General features: G+C 46.3%; 18 protein-coding genes and 1 riboswitch. Of the genes, 5 read left to right on the top strand and 13 right to left on the bottom strand.

Annotated features, from left to right (window positions below):
* Positions 1-12: 12 nt before the first annotated feature.
* From qoxA to ACFQPF_RS18040, 5 genes are all read right to left on the bottom strand, one after another.
* Positions 13-984: a cytochrome aa3 quinol oxidase subunit II gene (gene qoxA, locus ACFQPF_RS18060; protein WP_379751592.1), complete on the bottom strand. Its 972-nt coding sequence runs from the start codon at positions 982-984 to the stop codon at positions 13-15.
* A gap of 560 nt (positions 985-1,544) precedes the next feature.
* On the bottom strand, positions 1,545-2,492 hold the full coding sequence (locus tag ACFQPF_RS18055; protein WP_379751590.1) for a hypothetical protein: 948 nt from the start codon (positions 2,490-2,492) through the stop codon (positions 1,545-1,547).
* Between the two features lie 176 nt (positions 2,493-2,668).
* A complete protein-coding gene (locus tag ACFQPF_RS18050) occupies positions 2,669-4,057 on the bottom strand; it encodes an L-cystine transporter (protein ID WP_379751588.1) in 1,389 nt (462 codons plus the stop codon).
* A gap of 217 nt (positions 4,058-4,274) precedes the next feature.
* Complete coding sequence (locus ACFQPF_RS18045) at positions 4,275-5,039, bottom strand: serine hydrolase (protein WP_379751586.1); 765 nt, start codon at positions 5,037-5,039, stop codon at positions 4,275-4,277.
* 2 nt (positions 5,040-5,041) lie between these two features.
* Complete coding sequence (locus ACFQPF_RS18040; RefSeq protein ID WP_379751584.1) at positions 5,042-5,563, bottom strand: hypothetical protein; 522 nt, start codon at positions 5,561-5,563, stop codon at positions 5,042-5,044.
* A 119-nt stretch (positions 5,564-5,682) separates the two neighbouring features.
* Between ACFQPF_RS18040 and ACFQPF_RS18035 the strand changes: the two genes are divergently transcribed.
* Positions 5,683-5,841 (top strand): hypothetical protein, encoded by a 159-nt coding sequence (locus ACFQPF_RS18035; RefSeq protein WP_379751582.1) that lies wholly within the window; start codon positions 5,683-5,685, stop codon positions 5,839-5,841.
* Positions 5,842-5,906: 65 nt separating this feature from the next.
* Here ACFQPF_RS18035 and ACFQPF_RS18030 read toward each other — a convergent pair whose 3' ends face one another.
* Positions 5,907-6,239, bottom strand: coding sequence for a YggT family protein (locus ACFQPF_RS18030; RefSeq protein ID WP_379751580.1), 333 nt, complete (start codon positions 6,237-6,239; stop codon positions 5,907-5,909).
* Between the two features lie 143 nt (positions 6,240-6,382).
* On the opposite strand from ACFQPF_RS18030, the gene ACFQPF_RS18025 reads away from it, so the two are divergent.
* Together ACFQPF_RS18025 and ACFQPF_RS18020 are read left to right on the top strand one after the other, a co-directional pair.
* The gene (locus ACFQPF_RS18025) at positions 6,383-6,835 is read left to right on the top strand and encodes a DUF2269 family protein (protein WP_379751578.1); all 453 of its coding nucleotides are present in this window, start codon (positions 6,383-6,385) and stop codon (positions 6,833-6,835) included.
* Positions 6,836-6,958: 123 nt separating this feature from the next.
* Positions 6,959-8,515: an ABC-F family ATP-binding cassette domain-containing protein gene (locus ACFQPF_RS18020; RefSeq protein ID WP_379751576.1), complete on the top strand. Its 1,557-nt coding sequence runs from the start codon at positions 6,959-6,961 to the stop codon at positions 8,513-8,515.
* Positions 8,516-8,741: 226 nt separating this feature from the next.
* Here ACFQPF_RS18020 and ACFQPF_RS18015 read toward each other — a convergent pair whose 3' ends face one another.
* The 3 genes from ACFQPF_RS18015 to ACFQPF_RS18005 form a co-directional block, all read right to left on the bottom strand.
* Positions 8,742-9,161: a ferritin-like domain-containing protein gene (locus tag ACFQPF_RS18015; protein WP_379751769.1), complete on the bottom strand. Its 420-nt coding sequence runs from the start codon at positions 9,159-9,161 to the stop codon at positions 8,742-8,744.
* A 109-nt stretch (positions 9,162-9,270) separates the two neighbouring features.
* Positions 9,271-11,172 carry an ABC-F family ATP-binding cassette domain-containing protein gene (locus tag ACFQPF_RS18010; RefSeq protein WP_379751574.1) on the bottom strand — a complete coding sequence of 634 codons (1,902 nt, stop codon included), beginning with the start codon at positions 11,170-11,172 and terminating at the stop codon, positions 9,271-9,273.
* Between the two features lie 65 nt (positions 11,173-11,237).
* On the bottom strand, positions 11,238-12,635 hold the full coding sequence (locus ACFQPF_RS18005) for an LLM class flavin-dependent oxidoreductase (protein WP_379751572.1): 1,398 nt from the start codon (positions 12,633-12,635) through the stop codon (positions 11,238-11,240).
* A gap of 96 nt (positions 12,636-12,731) precedes the next feature.
* Positions 12,732-12,835, bottom strand: a riboswitch (SAM riboswitch).
* A gap of 178 nt (positions 12,836-13,013) precedes the next feature.
* On the opposite strand from ACFQPF_RS18005, the gene ACFQPF_RS18000 reads away from it, so the two are divergent.
* Both ACFQPF_RS18000 and ACFQPF_RS17995 read left to right on the top strand, forming a co-directional pair.
* Positions 13,014-13,619 carry a class I SAM-dependent methyltransferase gene (locus ACFQPF_RS18000; RefSeq protein ID WP_379751570.1) on the top strand — a complete coding sequence of 202 codons (606 nt, stop codon included), beginning with the start codon at positions 13,014-13,016 and terminating at the stop codon, positions 13,617-13,619.
* Between the two features lie 574 nt (positions 13,620-14,193).
* A complete protein-coding gene (locus ACFQPF_RS17995; RefSeq protein WP_379751767.1) occupies positions 14,194-14,382 on the top strand; it encodes a hypothetical protein in 189 nt (62 codons plus the stop codon).
* Positions 14,383-14,419: 37 nt separating this feature from the next.
* Here ACFQPF_RS17995 and ACFQPF_RS17990 read toward each other — a convergent pair whose 3' ends face one another.
* The 4 genes from ACFQPF_RS17990 to ACFQPF_RS17975 all read right to left on the bottom strand — a co-directional run bounded on the left by ACFQPF_RS17990 (position 14,420) and on the right by ACFQPF_RS17975 (position 20,932).
* Positions 14,420-15,718, bottom strand: coding sequence for an ATP-binding protein (locus ACFQPF_RS17990; protein WP_379751568.1), 1,299 nt, complete (start codon positions 15,716-15,718; stop codon positions 14,420-14,422).
* Positions 15,719-15,849: 131 nt separating this feature from the next.
* The gene (locus ACFQPF_RS17985) at positions 15,850-17,322 is read right to left on the bottom strand and encodes an alanine/glycine:cation symporter family protein (protein ID WP_379751765.1); all 1,473 of its coding nucleotides are present in this window, start codon (positions 17,320-17,322) and stop codon (positions 15,850-15,852) included.
* A 105-nt stretch (positions 17,323-17,427) separates the two neighbouring features.
* Positions 17,428-19,215 carry an ABC transporter ATP-binding protein gene (locus tag ACFQPF_RS17980; RefSeq protein ID WP_379751566.1) on the bottom strand — a complete coding sequence of 596 codons (1,788 nt, stop codon included), beginning with the start codon at positions 19,213-19,215 and terminating at the stop codon, positions 17,428-17,430.
* Positions 19,196-20,932: an ABC transporter ATP-binding protein gene (locus ACFQPF_RS17975; protein ID WP_379751564.1), complete on the bottom strand. Its 1,737-nt coding sequence runs from the start codon at positions 20,930-20,932 to the stop codon at positions 19,196-19,198. The genes ACFQPF_RS17980 and ACFQPF_RS17975 overlap by 20 nt, the downstream gene beginning before the upstream one ends.
* Positions 20,933-21,071 lie beyond the last annotated feature (139 nt).

Here is a 21,071-nt window from a genome sequence, read left to right as displayed (position 1 = left end):
TGCCTCCCCTCTTTAGTGGGATCCGGAATGATCTGAACCTGTTTCGGCTTCTGATTGCTTCCGGGCTTCCTCTTCTATTTGTTTGCGTTTCTCTTTTGCTTCGCGGCTGTGAGGGTTTAGCGGTACTTGCCCCTGGCGCTCGCGTGCTTTGATCGCATATTCGGCGTCTTTCGCATGGTCAACCCACTTCAGGTGAGTCGATGAGAAGGTCATCTTTTCAGATTCGCCTTGAAGCATCAGCTTATCGTATTGCTTTTGCGTGAGTTTAGGAGCCGTTTGCTGCACCTCTTTTACCCACTTCTCAAAGTCTTCTTCCGTCATAGCCGTTGTGATGAACTGCTGCGGTGTGAACCCTTCGCCTGTAAAGTTGGCGTTGCGCCCTTTATATTTTCCTGGCTCATCTGCCTGCAGGTACATTTCCGTCTGCATGCCAGCCATCGAGTACTCTTGTCCGCCAAGCTGCGGAATCCAAAGCGCCGCCATAGAATCAGCAGATGTTAGCTTAAACTTAACCGGGCGGTCTTCCGGAATATATAAGTAGTTCACCGTTTCAATGTTCTCTTCTGGGTATGTGAACACCCATTTCCAGTCAACAGACGTAGCGTGAACAACGAGAGGCTTCTTCTCATTTGCCGGTTCTTCCAGCGTGTAGATTGCCTTGACCGTTGGTATTGCTAGCATCGTTACGATAATAATCGGAATCACAGTCCACAGAATCTCAAGCTTCAAGTTGCCTTCCATCTCAGGCGGCTTGTAGCCTTCATTCTCTGGCTTCTCCCGATATTTATAGACGATCACTGTAAACAAAATAAAGACAACTGCTACAATAAACAGCATAAATCCGATAGAAAGCAAAATAAGATCTTTCTGTGTTGCAGCAACTGGTCCTTTTGGATCCAAGATCGCCATGTCACTGCTGCAGCCGCTCAAAAACAAGACGGCCGTCAATAATCCTAATGTAAGAAACGGCTTCAACCGTCGCATCACCAGGTCCACCTTCCTTTCTCTATATCCAGCTATTCAGCCTAGGAGCCACTTATGCCCCTACGCTTGTGAATTACATCACAAAAGCAATTACTTAAGTACATATACCTAACTGCTAACATCGTACCAAACGTTATCATAAAAATCGCAGCGTATACACAAGTGTCACGAGAATTTCAAAGAAAGCTCACAACTTCTTCACACTTTAGTCAAAAAATGTTCAAATTTGTGGAAACAGCTTCATGTATTGGAAGTGAAAGCGTGTTTTTTACCAATTCTCTTTCTCTCCTCGCATAACCTCTTTTCTACACTTGTACCCTATATGTATAACCTTCACACTTTTATTTAAAGAAACGGTTAAGGACTGAAACTCATACGAGTGTCAAGCATTGATGCTTTTAGATTTCTGCGTAGCGGTTGATCTCCATTACAGGCGCACGCTTTCCGCGGGCAATAAATAATTAGACAAAAGCTTTTTTTAAAGGATTTAAAAATGCTGAACCAATTTTAACAAAATGCTAAAAAATAAGAATCCCTGAAAAAAGGGATTCTGTATTTGGTTATTCGTTTGTTGATGGAAAGAAAGCGGCGAGTGATAGTTGAGATGAGATGAAGCTTGTTAGAGCTCCTGCCGCTGGAGTTGCAGGTTGCTGTGCGGCTATTGCGGTTATGACGCAAAGCGGGATGAGGACTGGGCCACCTGTAGATTCAAAAAGCAGGGTGCCGCAGTTCACTTTTTTAATGATGCCGTTTAAGTTAGCCGCTTCTTTTAAGAACACTGTGACTCTTTTGCCTGTACACTTAGTCAGCTCTTTTCTTAACGAAATCGTGCAGCTGTCCTCTACACACTCACAATGACACGTTTGTTCTTCGTTCTGCACAAGGTACTGAGCGCATCCTGTTAATGCAGCTGCTGCCGTCCCTTGAGTTAAAAACGGGGCCGCAACCGAAATTTGGCAGATCGGAATGATAAAATCGATCGGGATAATGGGCGGGCCGAATGGAATGGACGTGACGTTCAAGACAATTACACCACATTCGACACGCTTTAGCAGCCCTTGAAAGTTCAAGCTGCTGAAGAAAATTGTCACTTGACGCTGCACGCAGGATTGAAGCTGTTCTCTTAGGTCTTTCACACAGATCGATTCTGAGCAGGGGCAATCGCACGTCCTGCATGTTTTCTTTTGTGTTTCCAGAAAGCACGAATCTTGATTGGCCGTAGCGGTTTGAGCAAAAAAATCACCAAGCCCTATCGCGAGAATATCGCATATTTTAATCAGGATCGGACCAGGAAGCTGTCCTTCATTTTGTATCACAACCGTTCCGCAGTCCACTTTAACAAGACGGCCGACAAAAAATGGAGCCGTTCTGCTTGCTACGATGATGGTAATTCGTCTGCCAGTTAGACAGACAAGATAGCTTCTCAAATTCCTTGTACAAATATCTTCTGCACAGCCGCAATTCTCGCACTTTGCGGGAAGATGGCGGGCAATTTTACTGCAGCTCACCAATACTCACTCCTAAAATATTTTCTCTCTTTATCGTATGCTCGTACGGGGACAAAGGTACATAAGTAACAAAAATGAAGGGGTCCGGTACTCAACGGCACCGAACCCCTTCATTTAAAAGATTATTCTATTCGTGTACCGGACCCCGAACTATCCGAGCTTGAACGTTGGGGCTTTTAGGCGCTTGCTTCGACTTGGTTGTCGGCGTCGTTGTAGACGCTGGTATCGAGTTCGTTTTGAAGCTTGCTTGTCACGATCCCTGATGTCATCGCTCCGCTGACGTTTACCGCTGTGCGGCCCATGTCAATAAGTGGTTCAACTGAAATCAAGAGACCGGCAAGAGCGATTGGCAGGTCCATCGCTGACAAGACGAGCAGTGCTGCGAACGTTGCTCCTCCGCCTACTCCTGCTACACCGAAAGAGCTGAGTGCCACAATGGCGATCAATGTGGCGATGAAGCTAGGAGACAATGGATCGATGCCGACAGTCGGCGCGATCATGACGGCGAGCATCGCAGGATAGATGCCTGCGCAGCCGTTCTGGCCGATCGACAGACCGAATGAACCAGCGAAGTTCGCGATGCCATCCGGAACGCCTAAGCTTTTTTGCGTGCGGATGTTAAGCGGCAGCGCCCCTGCACTTGTTCGTGATGTGAAGGCAAAGGATAGTACCGGAAATGCTTTTCGCATATAGGTGACAGGGTTCAGCCCTGACAGCGTGATCATGAGTAAGTGGATGCCAAACATGACGAGAAGTGCCACATAGGAAGCGATAACGAACTTACCGAGCTTTGTGATAGCATCTAGGTCACTCAGCGCAACCGTTTTGGTCATGATCGCGAGTACACCATATGGAGTCAGGCGAAGGATCAGGGTCACCACTCGCATGATCACACCGTAGAATGCATCGACGATTCCCGCAAATGTTGCGGCTTGCTCTTCATTTTTCTTTTTAACACCTAAATAGGCGAGACCAAGGAATGCGGCAAAAATGACAATCGCGATGGTAGACGTTGGCCGTGCGCCTGTGAAATCAAGGAACGGGTTCGCTGGCAGCAAGGATAAAATCTGCTGCGGAAGCGTCAAGTCTTTAACGGTTCCAAACGTTCCTTCCAGCTCTTCTCCTCGTGCATTCTCTGCATCGCCTTGCTCGATCTGTACGGCTTCAAGGTCAAAGGCTACCGCTGATGCTATGCCGACAGCTGCCGCTACAGCAGTCGTTGCGATCAACAGTCCAATAATCCAGGTAGAGATTTTACCGATATTATTGGAAAGCTTTAATTTCGTGAATGCGGACAGAATGGAGATGAAAACAAGCGGCATAACGATCATTTTCAAAAATGTTACATAACCTCCGCCTACCAGCGAGAACCAGTCGGCAGATTTTGCTACAACCTCGGAGCCTGGTTCGTATGCGTACTGAAGAATAAATCCAAATATAATACCAAGTCCAAGACCTGCAAACACACGCTTGGAAAATGAAACATGCTTTCGCTGCATATACACTAAAACACCGATCAGTACAGCCATCACGGCGAGATTCAATAAGACCAGGTAAGTCGTCATCCTGGGTTCCCCCTCTTAAAAAAGTAGTCGCTTACCAAAAGTAATATAACTATTCCGATACGTCAAGTATGAATTACCGTTTTACAATTCTTCTTTCCTCCTTTCTCCAGCCCAACAGCACATAAATAACCCGCATTCAACAGCAATGGAATGAATGCGGGTTTATCGTTTGAGCTCGTGTCCTGGTCGTTGGTGTATTCAGTTTTGTACAATCTATTCACTGACCGGACAAATTATTCATCATATATTGAGACAAAAGTTTCCCGATTTTTCTATGTAGAAGCAGTGCTTCATCAGAGTCAGTAAAGTCAGTGAGTAACACAGCCGCATAAACGGGCTCGCCGCCTTCCTTCATGATGATGGCGGCATCATGCTCAACGCCTGACAGCTCCCCTGTTTTGTTCGCCACGAAAAGCTGTGGATTCATCAAAGCGGGCAGTTTATGGCGGAACTGCTGTCCACTAAGGACAGGGATCATATCCTGATGGAGGGGATGCTCGTATATTTTCCTCATTAGTAAGACGGTGTCCCTGCTGCTTATCCAATTTTCATGTGGTGATGAAAGATCCATCATTTTTCGCTGTAACTGTGTGTTTACACAGCCGATTTGTCTGCATCTCTCATTGATTCGATCCATCCCCAGCAAATCAATGAGCACATTCGCCGCTGTATTATCGGAGACCGCGATCATCAGTGTAAGCATATCTTGAACGCTGAATGGTCTACTAACAGACAGCCTAGAAATGATGCCCGCCCCACCTGTCATCATTTCAGGATTGATTGGCAAGATCTCGCCTGAAGTTAATTCTCCCTGCTCTATTAGGCTGTATCCTTCCAGTAAAATGGCGAGCTTGATCAAGCTCGCCGATTTCATTTTTTTATTTGGGTTGATTTCCATACTCCAGTCAGTGAATTGTATTTGTACACTAGCACTTCCATTAAAAGAGGAAGCGAGCTGGTGAAGTTCTTTTTTGAGCCTCATGGCTACGTGACCGCTCCGCCCATGGCAGCTGTTCCACCGTCATTGCTCATTTTCTCAAACATGTTGACCCCCATCACCACGGCTGTCCATTCTTCTGTGGATAGAAGTTCAGACCGGTTGACAAGTTTGTATGCACGGCTTTCAAAAAAACCACTCACTCTTTCAAAGCAGACAACCTCTTCTTCTTTTTCATTTAATATTTGATATTCCTTTGAGAACACTTTAGATACAATCGTGTAATTCCCTCGATCAGCCGTTTCATATACAAACTTCCTCTTTGTGAAAGAGAAGCTTTGCTGCAACCTTCCAAGCTCCACTTTGTTTTGTCCAGTTATGATCCAGCGGCCCTTGAAAAATCCGCTGAAACGTCCTTCAATGTGTGTTTTATGATCAAGTCCACAAACAGCGACTGAGGATGTAAAGGCACTCTTCAAATCTAAATATCCGATCTGATCTTGATTTTCATTGAAAATCTCTGTGATCCCTCGTGAAAAGAAATTGTCTTTAAAGTATACTTCCTTCATTCTATATCACTCCTTACTACCGCCCTTTTCTTAACCAACGTATGAGCAGCGTGAAAGTTTCAGAAAACATATTTTTCCGGCAAAAGGAAAAAATGAAGGGAGAAAAGAGGTGAACACAATTGTCACGAGGTAAAGAGTTTGAACATAAGAAAAAAGGCCATCCCGGCCAGTTTCCAGATAACAGCCTTCAGCCACGCATTGTACAGGCATCTGATGAGACAGATTCAGAATCACTCGCCACGAAAGAGGCGTTCAAGAATCGCAGAGAAGAAGAGTAAACGATGCTATCTGGGTAAAAAGGAGCCCTCTCTTCACGCGCTTGAGAAGGGCTCCTTCCACTTTTTTAAAACTTACTCGGCGTTCCTCTTTCGCGGATGATGACATCGCGATCTTTTCTCGTGCGACCTACTGTGAACAATCTCCTAAGAAAATAGCCTGCAATGCCATACACGATGATGGCCACTAATGTAGAAAGTTCGAGCTCAAACCTGCCGATATCAATCATTGGAAAGATAGCTCGGAACGGATAAAGCAGCGGTTCACTAAGAGAGAGGACCAACTGAACAAATGGCGCGTTTTCATTGGCACCAAATAATTTGAACAACAGACGCAATCCGAGGATCGCCTGGATGACTCCGACCACGATGCTGATAATCATTGCAACGGCTCGTCCCATGTTAATCGCTCCTTAACTGAATGGTTTACTTGACTGTTCCCCTCTTTTTTCCTTTTCTAACCTTTTATCATAGGATAAAAGGACTATCCCACCATTCAGTCGAATAGCATAAGTGTGTGATTATTTAAAGGGGGATATCGTTCATGACGCTTTACGGAACACTAGTACTTCTTCACGTCATCGCTGCTGTTGTCGGCCTTGGTGCTAGCTTTGCCATGCCATTTATTACAAAATTTCCAAAAACGGTTTCACAGGCTCAATTTGCTCTGCGCGTAAACAAACAGGTGGAGATTCTGCCAAAGATCGGCAGTCTTACCCTGCTCTCAACCGGCTTGATAATGGGATTCCTTCACACGCCCTTATTTACCGAAATATGGTTTGTCGGCTCTCTCGTCATTTATCTTGCCGCCCAAGTCATTGTTGCTGCTCTTATCCCAAAACAAATGAAGGAACTAGAAGCCGCTGTCGAGCGAAATGAAGGAGATGCATTGTCTTCCGATTACTATGCTATACATAAAAAAATCGATAGCTACAGCTATATCCTTCATGCATCAGCTGTCATCATGATCTTCTTAATGTCTGTGAAGCCGTTTTAAACGGATTCTTGAAGCCTTCTTCTTCAATTGGAAGGCTTTTTTCGTTTCTGCGGTTGAGTCAATTCCTTTTCAATACTATAATGAAGCAGTAAACGACTTCTGACAGAAAAAGGTGTTCTATAGATGAGTATTTTATCCGTATCAAACTTAAGCCACGGCTTTGGCGACCGTGCTATTTTTAATAATGTCTCATTTCGCCTCCTGAAGGGTGAGCACATCGGATTAATCGGTGCGAACGGTGAAGGGAAATCGACTTTCATGAACATTATCACAGGCAAGCTCAAGCCTGATGAAGGAAAAGTGGAATGGGCGAAAAAAGCGCGCATCGGGTACTTGGATCAGCATACTGTTCTTCAAAAGGGTATGACGATTCGCGATGTGCTGAAAAGCGCGTTTCAATACATGCTGGATATGGAAGCTGAAATGAACGGGATGTATGAAAAAATGGGCGAAGCGACACCCGAGGAGCTGGAAAAGCTGCTTGAGGATGTCGGTGTGCTGCAAGACACATTAACGAACAATGACTTTTACGTGATTGATGCAAAGGTCGAGGAAATCGCGAGAGGTCTCGGTTTAGAAGATATCGGCCTTGAGCGCGATGTTAACGATCTAAGCGGCGGACAGCGCACGAAGGTTCTCCTCGCCAAGCTTCTGCTCGAAAAGCCAGACATCCTTTTGCTGGATGAGCCGACAAACTATTTAGACGAAGTTCATATCGAATGGCTGAAGCGCTACCTACAGGAATACGAGAATGCGTTCATTCTGATCTCGCATGACATTCCGTTCTTGAACAGTGTCATTAACTTGATCTATCATATGGAAAATCAAGAGTTGAACCGATATGTCGGCGACTATGACAACTTTATGGGCATTTATGAAATGAAGAAAGCCCAGCTCGAGTCTGCTTATAAAAAACAGCAGGCCGAAATGGCACAGCTGAAAGACTTCGTAGCACGCAACAAGGCGCGTGTATCCACGCGTAACATGGCGATGTCACGGCAGAAGAAGCTGGATAAAATGGATGTGATTGAACTGGCGAAAGAAAAGCCGAAGCCGGAGTTTCATTTCAAGCAAGGCCGCACGTCCGGTAAGCTGATTTTTGAAACGAAGGATCTTGTGATCGGGTATGACGAGCCGTTGTCAAAGCCGCTTAACCTCCGCATGGAACGCGGCCAGAAGATCGCGCTTGTCGGAGCGAACGGAATCGGTAAAACAACGCTGCTGCGCAGCATACTTGGTGAGATCAAGCCAGTCAGCGGATCTGTTGAACGCGGCGAGCATCAAGAAGTCGGCTATTTTCAGCAGGAAGTGAAAACGGCCAATTACAACACGTGCATTGAAGAGATCTGGAGCGAGTTCCCAGGCTTTTCACACCATGAAGTGCGTGCCGCTTTAGCAAAATGCGGACTGACAACCAAGCATATTGAAAGCAAGGTCGAAGTGCTCAGCGGAGGCGAAAAGGCGAAGGTCCGCCTATGTAAGCTGATAAATCATGAGACGAACCTGCTCGTGCTCGATGAGCCGACGAACCACTTAGACGTTGACGCGAAGGAAGAGCTTAAGCGTGCGCTGAAGGCTTATAAAGGTAGCATCATCCTGATCTCCCATGAACCAGAGTTTTATAATGAAGTGGCGACGGATGTTTGGAACTGCGAAAGCTGGACGACGAAGGTGTTTTAACGAAAAGAGGATGTTCCCGCGTGCGGGTACATCCTCTTTTTGCTGTGTTAATATGGTAAATAACGGAATGTTGTCCGATGAATGCAGAGGATTCCCCGCAATGGCAGATTGTCAGCCGCAAATGGTTAAAACTCGCCCGCGCATCACTCGAAGTCAGCCGCAAGCTTGTCGAACACGCCCGCGGATCTTGCATCCCCGAAAAAAACATCAAGAAAAGAATCCATTTTCATCTCAATTTCGTGTAATAATACAAAAACCATACCGCATGGTTCTGTTCATCTGCCGCAGCTCTTTCAAATTGCTGTTTGATGTATGGATTCTGCGCTTTATCGGCGATTTCCATATAAAAATCAACCGTTTTCTGTTCGTCCTCAATTGAAGCTTCTAGCCCTTTTTTATACACAGTGGCGCATTTCTCAGTCATTTGCGGCTGATGCTGCCTGCCGGTCAGCTGCGTGTAAATATCATTAAACACCTGATAATGCTTGATCTCATCGCTGCGTATTTCTAGAATCCTTTCTCGTTCACCTGCTGTCGGAGCAAGCTGCGCTAACTGCTCATAGCAAGCGATGGCACTGTACTCGCCGTTTAACGCTTTTTCAATTTCCGCTGCCAACCCAGCATCCTGTGGTGCCCGACCGAACATAAACATTGTGTCCACACTCCCGCCTGTTCCATGTGCTTTATCGTATGCACATGCCTAGGTTTCGTGTACAGAATGAAAGAGAGCCTCCATGAGGAGACTCTCTTATCCTTTAGCTATTCAGCTCTTCAACAAGCAGCGACAGCTCTTCCCATCGCTCCATCGTTGCTTCAAGCTCAGCTTCTATCTTCTTTTGTTCACCGAACAGCTCGTTGATTTTTCCGATATCGCTTCCAGCGGCGATGATCGCCTGCTCCAGCTCCGTTTTCCGTTCTTCAAGCGCCATGATGCGGTCTTCAATCGTGTCCCATTCCTGCTGGTCTTTGTAAGAAAGCTTCTTCTTTTTCTCTTTTTTAGGCGCGCTGTCTTCAGCCGCTGCACGCTGTGCCTGAAGGTGTGCAGCAGCACTCGCCTCACGCTCACGTTTTTCTTCCATATACTCGCTGTACGCTCCTTGAAAGCGGCGAATCGTTCCATCACCCTCGAACGCCAGCAGCTTATCGACGACTCTGTCCAAGAAATAACGGTCATGTGATACGGTCACTACAACACCAGGGAAATGATCTAGATAATCCTCCAAGATGGCCAATGTCTGAATATCAAGGTCATTTGTCGGCTCATCTAAGAATAGTACGTTCGGCTCGCCCATCAATACGCGCAGCAAATATAAACGGCGCCGCTCTCCGCCTGACAGCTTGCGGATGTACGTGTATTGAGCAGAACGAGGAAATAAGAAGCGCTCGAGCATCTGTTCTGCTGTAATCGGAGTGCCATCAACCGTATAGATGACAGAAGCGACCTCTTTAATATAGTCAATCATGCGCAGTGAACCGTCCATCTCGTCATGGTCCTGCGTATAATAGCCGATCTTGACCGTTTCCCCGATCTCCACCTCGCCGCTGTCCGGCTGTACTCTTCCCGCGATGATGTTGAGCAGCGTCGTTTTGCCGCTGCCGTTCAGTCCTACGATGCCAAGGCGCTCGCCTGGCACCATGAGGTAGTCCAGATTGTTAACAAGCATCTTGCCGCCAAGGGACTTTGTGACACCCTTCAGTTCTATGACCTTTTTGCCAAGGCGCTGCGACCCGATCGCAAATTCAATGCTTCCCTGCTTTTGCGGACCCTTAACCTCTTGAAGCTCCTCTGCGCGCTGTATGCGCGCTTTCTGCTTGGTGGTGCGTGCTTTGGCGCCCCTTTGCAGCCATGCCAGCTCGCGGCGCAGCAGGTTCTGGCGCTTGTCCTCACTCGCTGCCTCACGCTCTTCGCGATCGGCCTTCTTCTCTAAATACGTTTCATAATTGCCTTCATAGGCAAATAAACGGCCATGATCGAGCTCGAAGATTTGGTTCGTCACCCGGTTCAAGAAATAACGGTCGTGCGTGACCATGATCAGCGCGCCTTTGTATTGCGACAGAAATTGCTCGAGCCATTCAATGGTCGCGTTGTCCAAATGGTTCGTCGGCTCATCAAGAATGAGCAGGTTCGCCGGCTGAATAAGTGCCTTTGCGATCGCCACCCTTTTTTTCTGTCCGCCCGAGAGATGCTTCACTTTTTGAGAAAAGTCATTCAAACCGAGCTTTGTGAGCACCGTCTTAGCGACTGTGTTGGCTTCCCACGCTTCATTTTCATCCATCTTCTGCTGTGTTTTCATAAGGCGTGACAGCTTCTTTTCATCTGTCGGATCTTTCTCCATTTCGAGCAGCGCTCTCTCGTACTCGCGCATCGTCTGCATGATTACGGAGTCGCCGTAATAGATCTGCTCTAGCACGCTCAAGCTTTCTTCCAGCTCTGGCTGCTGCGGAACGTATTCCACATGAAAGGAATTAGCGTGCGTCAGTTTGCCGTTCTCGATCGATTCAATCCCGACCAGCACCTTCAGCAGCGTTGATTTCCCCGTCCCATTCGTTCCAATCAACCCGATTCTCTGATTCTCTGAAATGGAGAATGAAATGCCATCAAATAATACTTTTTCGCCATATGTTTTTGTTAAGTTTTCTGCTAATAAAATGCTCATTGGTTAACCGCCTTGTTTAGTATGCTGACTATATTGTATAGCAACAGCGGTCATATTGAAAATCTCTATTGCGAAGAGGCGAGAAGACTTCCCGCACGATACCTGCTGCCAGGATGATCATCCGGCAGTGTGCTGCTATCATGGCTGAACAGCTTTTGCCGGAGTGGCCCTTCTTTATATTCTTTTTTGTACAATCCCCGATCCTGCAAAATGGGAATGACCAATTCGATAAACACCTCAAGACAGGACGGTGTCACAAGATGGTTGAGATTATACCCATCCACTCCCGATTCTTCAAAGTGCTGCTGTATTTGATCCGCCACGGCTACAGGGCTGCCTACGATCACCGCGTTCCGGTCAATATGCTCGAGCCGTTCCAGCGCTTCTTTTATGGACAGCTTTTTCGATGCGTCCTTCGTAAGTGATGCTGCTTTATAATGGCCATGCTCCGTTTTCTTGAACTCGAAGCTCTGGCTTGGATCCTGCTTCGCATACTCATCCAAGTCATATCCACTCGCACCGCCGAACTGTGCTTTCGCCGCGTCCGCGCTCCACAGCTTGTTGTATTCCTCGTATTTTGCTTCGGCTTCTTCAGATGTTTCTGCCACAATTACGGTAAGAAAGCAGAACACCTTAATATGAGCAGGGTTCCGGCCATACTCTTGGGCTTTGCGGCGAATATCATTCGCATAAAATCTGATTCTCTCGGCAGTCGGTCCGCCGACAAACACGCATTCTGCATGCTGGGCAGCAAACGCCCGGCCTTTCTCTGATGTTCCCGCTTGATAAATAACCGGCGTGCGCTGCGGCGACGGCTCGCTTAAGTGCGGTCCTTCCACACTGAAATGCTCTCCTGAATGATTAATTTCATGCACTTTCGTTGAATCTACTAATATCCCTTTTTCTTTGTCTTCCACTACCGCTCCGTCTTCCCAGCTCGCCTGCCACAGCTTGTAAGAGACTTCGAGAAACTCATGGGCGATCTCATAGCGCTTGTCGTGCTTCACCATGTCTTTTAAACCGAAATTGCGTGCTGCATTTGGCAGATAGGAGGTGACCACGTTCCATGCGATTCTTCCGTCTGTTAAGTGATCAAGGGTAGAAAAGCGCCTCGCGTTGCCAAACGGCTGTTCATACGTGGTGCTCACGGTCATCGCGAAAGACAGGTGCTTCGTCACACTTGCCATGACCGGTATGACAAACGCGCCGTCATTCACCGGAATTTGGAGGCCATCTTTTATGGATGGTATTTTGCTTTGCTTGTATGTGTCATACACACCGAGTACGTCTGCAAAAAAGACAGCGTCGAACTTTCCTTTTTCAAGAAGCTTGGCCATCTTGACCCAATAAGCTAAATCTTTATATCCTCTGTGCCTTTTAGATTCTGAATGCTTCCATAACCCGTGTGAGTTGTGCATTGCACTCGTCATTTCAAACGCGTTTAATACGATCTGCTTTGCCATTTTACGCCTCCATCATTTTGTGATTATGGCCCATACAAAAAGCCTCTTCCTACAAAATAAGAAGAGGCGTGAAATGACATGTTGCAGAAGCTGCTCTTCTTATCTTTCAAGCTTGACGCTTGCTGGAATTGGCACAGTGCTTTTGCAAGCCTGCTGCCGAGGTTTCATAGGGCCAGTCCCTCTACCTCTCTGGATAAGAAATGAAACTATTAAACTTTGTTCATTAAGTTACAGGTAAGTGATGCATATGTCAACCTAAATATTCGAAAATTCTGTTATATCATCTGTTAAATGCCTCATTATTAGTAAGAGAGCTTTTATAATGTGGTGGTTTATGGGTATACAAGCATTAGAATATAATGATGGGGGTTAGTGGCTATGGGTATCCGAAAGTATATTTTTCGCAAGTTTGAGAAGCCGACTGGACTGGTCGGCAAGCTGACAGGACGTTATATGGCGTTCGAAAATAGACGCCTGAATAAATGGACGACTTCCCTACTAAACATTCAGGATGGAGAATCCATCGTTGAAATTGGCTATGGCCCTGGAAAGGGGATTGAGTATATTTGCCGCAAATTCCCTACTTGCCATGTAACCGGCTATGATATTTCGGCTGATATGAAAAAGCACGCTGAATCGCGAAATGAGCAGTTTGTAAAAGAAGGTCGCGTGGTGCTTTACGATTTTGCTGTGGCTCTCGCAAACGAGAATTCAGGCACATATGATAAGGCTTATTCTGTCAATTCTATTTTCATCTGGAAAGATCCAGTGGGCGACTTACAAACCGTGAAGAACTGGTTGAAGGACGGCGGAAGCATCGCGATCACGCTCCAGCCACATGAAAAGGGTGCAGACGATGTGACCGCTGAAGAAAACGGTAAATTGATTTCGTTATATTTAAAACAGGCTGGGTTCAAAAGCATTACGGTTCATACAAAAGAGATGAAACCTGTTAACGCCGTTACAGTAACAGCACTTAAATAACAGAAAATTCAATTTATTATGTTTGACAAATTATGATGCGGGTATATTAACCCTGCAACACTATTAAGCCATGAGGAGGAGTTGCAAGATGAGGAACACATTGTGTACCGAAAAAGGCAATGATCCAAGAGATGGACCAAGTAGTGAGCGAATGTATCATTTTGTACCAATCTAGCATTGAGCAAGTGGACCGATTTAGCAGTGAGTAATCAAGGATAACAGCACATCAAAAGAAAGAAGAGCCGGATTGTTTCCTGGCTCTTCTTTCTTCAATTCTTGCGGTTGTTATGGTCTTTCCCATGATCTTCTAAAAAACTGTTCGGTTTGCGCGTTTTCCGTCTCGCCTTTTGTACGATAAAGATAATGATCAATATACCAAGTAACAGGCTTATATTAAAGAAACCGCCAAGGAATAAAAAGAAATCCCGGAGTGCATCCCACATTATTCATCACCTCTACTACCATTCTTACCCTATCTGCGCATGCAATACTCATGTTTTTTCTTCCAGCAGCGGGGAATAGTATAGAAAAAAGAAAGAAGGTGGCCGCCTTGGCTGAGAACCGGAAAAAGCCGATGAAAAACAATCCGATGGATCATCCTGAACAATATCGGACAGAGAAAGAAAGCTTGTTTGATAAGTTTGAATCAGAACAGAATGTCGATCCGATTCCGATGGAGGATCTAAAAGAAGAAAAGCGTGAAGAAAAGGACAAAACAGGGACGAAGCATACCTCTTCCAGCGAGAAAAAATACAACCCATAAGCTCTATAAGCCAGAGGAGCAGCTCCTCTGGCTTATATTAGCTATAAACTAATTCCTTTTCTGCTATGGGTTCTTTTTTGCGGCTTTCGGCTGCGGGCAAGCGTATCAAAACAACGGTACCCTCGCCTTCCTTGCTCTCATATTGAACAGATCCACCCATCGACTCAATGATTCTAAGCGAGACCATTGTTCCCAGTCCGGTTCCCTTTTCTTTAGTCGTATAAAACAAGGTACCAATTCTCCCTAGCTGCTCGGCTGTCATACCTTTGCCTGTATCCTTAATGACAATGAACGCGTGCTCTTCATCTGCATCAAGCTGGATCGAAACGTACCCACCCTGCTCATTGGCTTCAATAGCATTTTTCACCATATTGACAAGAGCTTGTTTAAGCTGGCTTTTATCCGTGTATAAGACAGGATTCTTCTTAAATGCTTCCTCAACGACAACGCCGTTCTTTAAAGCTAAAGGATTAAGAAGCAAGACTAAGTCATGAAGAAACTCAACAGCATGAAACGTTTCCATTTTACGAAATTCCGGCTTAGCGAAGTTTAGATAATCGCTGATAATCGATTCAGCTCGGCCCAGCTCACTTAAGACGAGCGGTATGTATTGTTTGCTGCTGTTTGTGCTGTCTCTTTCCATTAATTGAAGAAACCCTTTGACAACGGTAAGCGGGTTACGGACCTCATGTGCAATGGATGCCGCAAGTTCACCGATCATATTCAGCTTTTCCGCTCGCTGAATTTCCGCTTTCATAAACGACCGTTCGATAACGGATTCGTTCAGCACCGCAGCAAAACCGAGACCCAAAACCTGAATAAAGCCGAAAATCATGACATAGGTGGCAAGCTGCTCCCACGGTACACCCAAGATCATGCCTTCCACGTTCAATACCGAGAAAAGAATGCCGAGCTGTACCGCCACTGGCCATAACCCGATAATAATCGCGAGCTTCCAGCGCTTATCAGGAGCAAAATTCATGAATTTTTTTGTGAGAAGAAATGGAACAGCTGCTGCAAGAGTACACGCTACATAACCGAACATAAGGGTATCTCCCCCCACGTACGTTCTTGTACAGATAAGTGCGATAAATACGATAAACCCTGCTTTTGGACCACCGTAAAGCATAGCCAGTACTAGCGGAACGTAACGGAGATCCCAATATAGTCCATGATCATAATATCCAAATAAAAGACAGAGCGATGAGGCTGCCCCATTAAGAACACCGCACAAATACGGAGAACCCGACCATCGGCTTTTTTCAAGCAGCACACTGTAGAATAGTACGGGTGCAAGAATAATCAGCACATGAAGCAGCAATTTTTCAGCAATCATTCTATGTACCTCATTTCCATAATCATCTAAATGAGGTATACGACAAAAAGTCCCAATTACCTTTAAGTTCACACATTTTTTTACAATTTATTGTATGTAAAAAGCCTTAGCAGCTGCCAAGGCTTTTTCTATTACGATACTTTATTTTCTTTACCTTTTGATTCCTGATAGCCATCTTCCCAGTACTCTGCGTTCTTAATGCCAAGTTTGGTTGAGTTAAACACAGGGTCCAGGCCTTGTTTCTTCTGTTCCTCATAATCCTTCAGAACTGCCAGGGCAGGTTTGGCCAGGATCAATATCGCGATCAAATTCAGCCAAACCATGATGCCGAGCCCAATATCCCCCATCGCCCATGCAAGCTCGGTCGTTTTCACAGCACCGTAGTAAGTGGCACCAAGAATAACGAGCTTCAAGACAAACATGGCAGCCTTCGGATTTCTGCCTCGTGCCAAATAGGCGATATTCGTTTCAGCCATATAATAATATGCCATAATGGTCGTGAATGCGAAGAAGAACAAGGCGACAGCTGTAAACCCTGCGCCAAAGCCAGGAAGCACTGTTTCTATGGCCGCCTGAGTGTATCCAGCACCTTCTGGTACACCCGGAAGCTTTTCAACAATATAGGATGTCTTATCAGCGTTTTCATAAACGTTGTAGGAGCCTGTAAACAAGATCATGAACGCTGTTGCCGAGCAGACAAGCAGTGTATCCACATAAACAGAGAATGCTTGTACGAGTCCCTGTTTAGCCGGGTGGGATACTTCCGCTGCTGCAGCAGGATGCGGTCCTGTACCTTGTCCGGCTTCGTTGGAATACACGCCTCGCTTGACGCCCCATGAGATGGCCGCGCCAAGAATACCGCCAAATGCGGCGTCAGCACCGAACGCACTACGTAAAATAAGTGAGAATACGGCCGGAAGCTCTGTAATGTTCGCTGCGACGATAACCAAGGAGACGAGAATGTATCCAATCGCCATGAACGGAACAACGTACTGCGCGACAACGGCGATGCGCTTCACTCCGCCAAAGATGATGCCAGCCAGCAGCACCATTAAGACAACGCCTGTAATCTTTGGATCCACATTAAACGCGTTATCAAGACCGACTGCGATGGAGTTGGATTGAATGCCTGGCATGAGCAATGCCATCGCAACGATAGAAGCTACTGCGAAGATCACGCCATACCATCTCCAGCCAATGCCTTTTTCAATATAATAAGCTGGCCCGCCGCGATACTGTCCATCCTGCTTCACTTTGTACACTTGAGCAAGCGCTGATTCAATGAATGCGCTCGCTGCCCCGATGAAGGCAATCATCCACATCCAGAAAACAGCACCCGGGCCACCCATGGCGATAGCCGTTGCCGTACCCGCTATGTTACCTGTTCCGACACGGCCAGATAAGGCCATAGCCAGCGCCTGAAACGAGGATACTCCTGCATCCGAGCTTTTACCTTGAAACATAAGCTTGATCATATCTTTGAAATGTCTGACCTGGAGAAAACGAGTAAGAATTGAAAATAAAAGTCCAACGCCTAAACAAAAATAAATCATAGGCTGACTCCACAAAATGGCGACAGCTCCATCCACAAAACCTTTCAACATCTCTTCCATTAAGCCACCTCTTTTTTTCTGAAAATTATACTTATTATGAATTATAGTGCAAAAAGAGATGACTGACAATTCGGCAAATCATGACATTTATTTCGGCTACCCTGTTTCTTCTTTGTTCTGATTTTGATACAGACTGTGATAGAACCCCTGATGAGCAATCAGCTCCTCATGCGTTCCCTTTTCAATAACCTCTCCTTCTTGAAGAACCACAATCTGATCCGCACGCTGTATCGTATTCAGCCGATGTGCGATCACGAAGCTCGTTCTCCCTTTAAACAGCCTCTGTAATGCTTCCTGAATTTTCAGCTCTGTAATCGTATCAATGCTGCTCGTCGCTTCGTCCAAGAGCAGGATTGCTGGATCAGCGACCATCGCTCTGGCAATGGACAAAAGCTGGCGCTGACCTTGAGATATGCCGCTGCCTTCTGGTTTTAATAAGGTGTCATATTGATTGGGCAGCTTCATAATAAAAGAGTGGGCGTTAGCCATATGTGCTGCTTTCTCCACTTCTTCATCACTCGCGTCTAGCCTGCCATAGCGGATATTCTCCCTAATTGTACCTTGAAACAAATAAGAATCTTGCAGGACGAACGCCATATGTGACCGCAGGCTCTCCCTTTTAATAGAAATGGACGCCATTCCATCGAACAAGATGCTTCCTTGTTCAGGATCATAAAATCGTGACAGCAGATTAAACAAAGTTGTCTTTCCAGCACCAGTTGGACCGACAAGCGCTGTCATCTGTCCTTGTTGAGCCACAAAGCTGATCGATGAGACCGTATCCCCATTGTGTCCTTCATATGAAAAAGAGACATCTTGAAATTCTACATTTCCGGTTAGTTGGGCAACAGCTACAGCGTTATGTTCATCGTTTTCTTCTTTTTCTTCGTCCAGAATTTCAAACACTCTTTCTGCTCCTGCAACTGCGGACAGCAGGGTATTGAACTGGTTGGCAAGCTCATTGAGCGGACGAGTGAACTGGCGGGAGTACTCGGCAAAAATGACGATAACCCCAATGGTAATCATTCCTTTAAACGCAAGATAGCCTCCGATTCCAGCAATGATGGCGAAGCTCAGGTTGTTGAGCATATTCATCAGCTTCGGAATAAAGCCGGCGTAGGACTGCGACCAATAGCCAGACTGCCTAAGGTTCTCGTTCTTCTCCAAAAACTCTGCCGTGACTCGTTTTTCCTGTGAAAATGATTTAACGATGCGCTGGCCGGATATAATTTCCTCAATATAGCCGTTCAGCACACCCGTGTTTTTTTGCTGCTTTTTATAGAGCGGACCCGTTCTTGCCGTAATCCATTTCATACCAGCAAAAAGCATGGGAACAATAATAAGTGTCAGTGCGGTCAAGAGCGGACTCAGCCAGAGCATGACACCAACCGTTCCTGCCAGAGTCAGAACACTGGACACGATCTGAATGAACGAGCTGTTCAAGGTCGAGCTCACGTTGTCTATGTCATTCGTGATCCGGCTCATCAGCTCCCCATGCTGCCGTTTCTCAAAATACGAGATTGGCAGGTGATGAAAGGTGCGGAACAGCTGTGAACGCATCGTATAAACCGTATGCTGCGCGATGCCGATCATCCAGTAGTTCTGCAGGAAGATGCCGATAGATTGCAAGGCATATACCGCAATGAACGCAGCAAGCAAAAGTCCAAGCCCCCGCAGCTTCCCAGGCACAATATACGTATCAATCGCAAGCCCAATCAAATAAGGACCAAGCAGCCCAAGCGCTGAACTGACAAGAATCATGATAAAAACGAGAGACAGCTGTCCTCTTTTTTCAGCAAGGTAGCTCCAAATACGTTTGGCTGTCGCACCCCAATTTTCCGGCTTCACTTTCTTCTTTCCAAGATTATGAGGATGTCCTGCCATATACTGCGGCCTCCTCTCCGTTTTGAGAAGTAACGATCTGCTGGTAAAGCACGGAGCTGTCCAGCAGCTCTTCGTGTGTTCCCACTGCTGTCATCTGGCCATCTTCAAGCAGCAAAATGCGATCCGCTCTCATCGCTGTGCTGATCTTTTGGGTGATGATGAACGTCGTACACTGATACGCTTCAAGCGCCTCCAGCAGCCGGGCTTCTGTCGCTAAATCAAGAGCACTCGTGCTGTCATCGAGCAATAGAATGCGAGGCTTACGGACGAGCGCACGGGCGATGGACAGCCGCTGCTTTTGCCCTCCTGACAGATTCACACCCTTTTGCCCCACTTTCGTATCATATTGATCTGGCAGCTTCATAACCGTCTCATGAATCTGGGCATCTTTAGCTGCTGTAATGATCTCATCCATTGAGGCATTTTCTTTTCCCCATTTAATATTGTCTTTCACGGCACCTGTAAATAACAGCGATTCCTGCGGCACATAGCCAATCTGGCTTCGCAGCTGCTCAAGCGTCATGCTGCGCACATCGGTACCATCAACTTTTACAACACCGCTTGACGCATCATACAGCCTTGGTATCAGCTGAAGCATCGACGTCTTACCAGAACCCGTGGCACCAAGCACGGCAACGGTTTCCCCCGCTCCGATCGAAACGGTCAGGCCGCGAATGACATCTACATCTGTTCCCGGATAGCGGAACGCAACGTTCTCAAAGGAAACTCCTCCTTCAGACACCGCTCTTTCCATGTGCTCCCCTTCCTGCATTTCTGTTTCACTGAACAGCACTTCGCCAATACGCGTGGACGACGCCTTGGCACGTGAAAAAGCCATGATGATGAAAGAAAAGATGGAGAGTACAGACGTAATTCTCGTCGCATAATTGACGATCGCCACCACTTCTCCTGCCTTCACCTCACCAGACACGATATCCTTGCTGCCGAACCAAAGGATGGCCATTACCGTGATATTCATAACTAAAAGCAGAACAGGTATCGTCATCTCTACAAGTCTTAGGGATGAAACAGTATGGCTCATCAAGCTGTCGTTCGCCTCGTGAAAACGGGAAGCTTCATGCTTTCGACGCAAAAACGCCTTGATCAGCTTCATCCCAGCCAGATTTTCCTGCATCACACTGTTTACTTTATCCAGCTTTTCCTGCACCGTCCGGAATAGCCTACCCGCTTTGTTTAAAATGACAAGAAGAAAGTATAGAAGAATCGGAACCGTAATGAGAAGAACAGCGGCAAGCTTCACATTAACGATTGCCGCCATGATGACTCCGCCTATAACGAGCAGCGGAGCACGAAGCATGATCCTAAGGCTCATAAATACCGTGTTCTGCACTTGTGTGACGTCATTGGTCATTCTTGTGATAAGAGAGGAAGTTTGAAATCGCGTAATGTCACTAAACGAAAAAGACTGGATTTTTTCAAACAGTGCTTTTCGCAGGTCATAGCCATAATTCTGGCTCACATTGGCAGCGACAAAAGAGCTGGCGATTCCAGCGGCAAATGCAAAGAGTGCAATGCCAAGCATGATAGCTCCCCAATACAGGACCACATATAAATCTTTCTTTAGAATGCCATCATCTATGATTTTAGCCATAATAACCGGCTGCAGCAGTTCCACTGACAATTCCACCAGCATAAGCAGCAGCGCTCCCGCTACACCTATCCGATAGGGCTTTAGCAACTTAAGCACCTTGACCATGTTCTTCCTCCGCATCTGAATGGTTAACAAACTGAAGTATATCTATCATCATAACGCGTTACGTCTCTAATTTTAAATATTTCGACTTTTTCTGGACAGATTATTTTTTTCAAAAAGGGTTTCACTCTTGCGAACTTCG

Origin of the sequence: Fictibacillus iocasae (genome assembly GCF_042665465.1) — a bacterium.
Classification (GTDB): domain Bacteria; phylum Bacillota; class Bacilli; order Bacillales; family Fictibacillaceae; genus Fictibacillus; species Fictibacillus iocasae.
This window is presented reverse-complemented; position numbering and strand designations above follow the sequence as displayed.

Coding starts and splice junctions, on each gene's coding strand:
- qoxA (WP_379751592.1), bottom strand. CDS start 984: ATGCGACGGTTGAAGCCGTTTCTTACATTAGGATTATTGACGGCCGTC.
- ACFQPF_RS18050 (WP_379751588.1), bottom strand. CDS start 4,057: ATGACGACTTACCTGGTCTTATTGAATCTCGCCGTGATGGCTGTACTG.
- ACFQPF_RS18045 (WP_379751586.1), bottom strand. CDS start 5,039: ATGAGGCTCAAAAAAGAACTTCACCAGCTCGCTTCCTCTTTTAATGGA.
- ACFQPF_RS18040 (WP_379751584.1), bottom strand. CDS start 5,563: ATGAAGGAAGTATACTTTAAAGACAATTTCTTTTCACGAGGGATCACA.
- ACFQPF_RS18030 (WP_379751580.1), bottom strand. CDS start 6,239: ATGGGACGAGCCGTTGCAATGATTATCAGCATCGTGGTCGGAGTCATC.
- ACFQPF_RS18025 (WP_379751578.1), top strand. CDS start 6,383: ATGACGCTTTACGGAACACTAGTACTTCTTCACGTCATCGCTGCTGTT.
- ACFQPF_RS18020 (WP_379751576.1), top strand. CDS start 6,959: ATGAGTATTTTATCCGTATCAAACTTAAGCCACGGCTTTGGCGACCGT.
- ACFQPF_RS18015 (WP_379751769.1), bottom strand. CDS start 9,161: ATGTTCGGTCGGGCACCACAGGATGCTGGGTTGGCAGCGGAAATTGAA.
- ACFQPF_RS18010 (WP_379751574.1), bottom strand. CDS start 11,172: ATGAGCATTTTATTAGCAGAAAACTTAACAAAAACATATGGCGAAAAA.
- ACFQPF_RS18005 (WP_379751572.1), bottom strand. CDS start 12,635: ATGGCAAAGCAGATCGTATTAAACGCGTTTGAAATGACGAGTGCAATG.
- ACFQPF_RS18000 (WP_379751570.1), top strand. CDS start 13,014: ATGGGTATCCGAAAGTATATTTTTCGCAAGTTTGAGAAGCCGACTGGA.
- ACFQPF_RS17995 (WP_379751767.1), top strand. CDS start 14,194: ATGAAAAACAATCCGATGGATCATCCTGAACAATATCGGACAGAGAAA.
- ACFQPF_RS17990 (WP_379751568.1), bottom strand. CDS start 15,718: ATGATTGCTGAAAAATTGCTGCTTCATGTGCTGATTATTCTTGCACCC.
- ACFQPF_RS17985 (WP_379751765.1), bottom strand. CDS start 17,322: ATGTTGAAAGGTTTTGTGGATGGAGCTGTCGCCATTTTGTGGAGTCAG.
- ACFQPF_RS17980 (WP_379751566.1), bottom strand. CDS start 19,215: ATGGCAGGACATCCTCATAATCTTGGAAAGAAGAAAGTGAAGCCGGAA.
- ACFQPF_RS17975 (WP_379751564.1), bottom strand. CDS start 20,932: ATGGTCAAGGTGCTTAAGTTGCTAAAGCCCTATCGGATAGGTGTAGCG.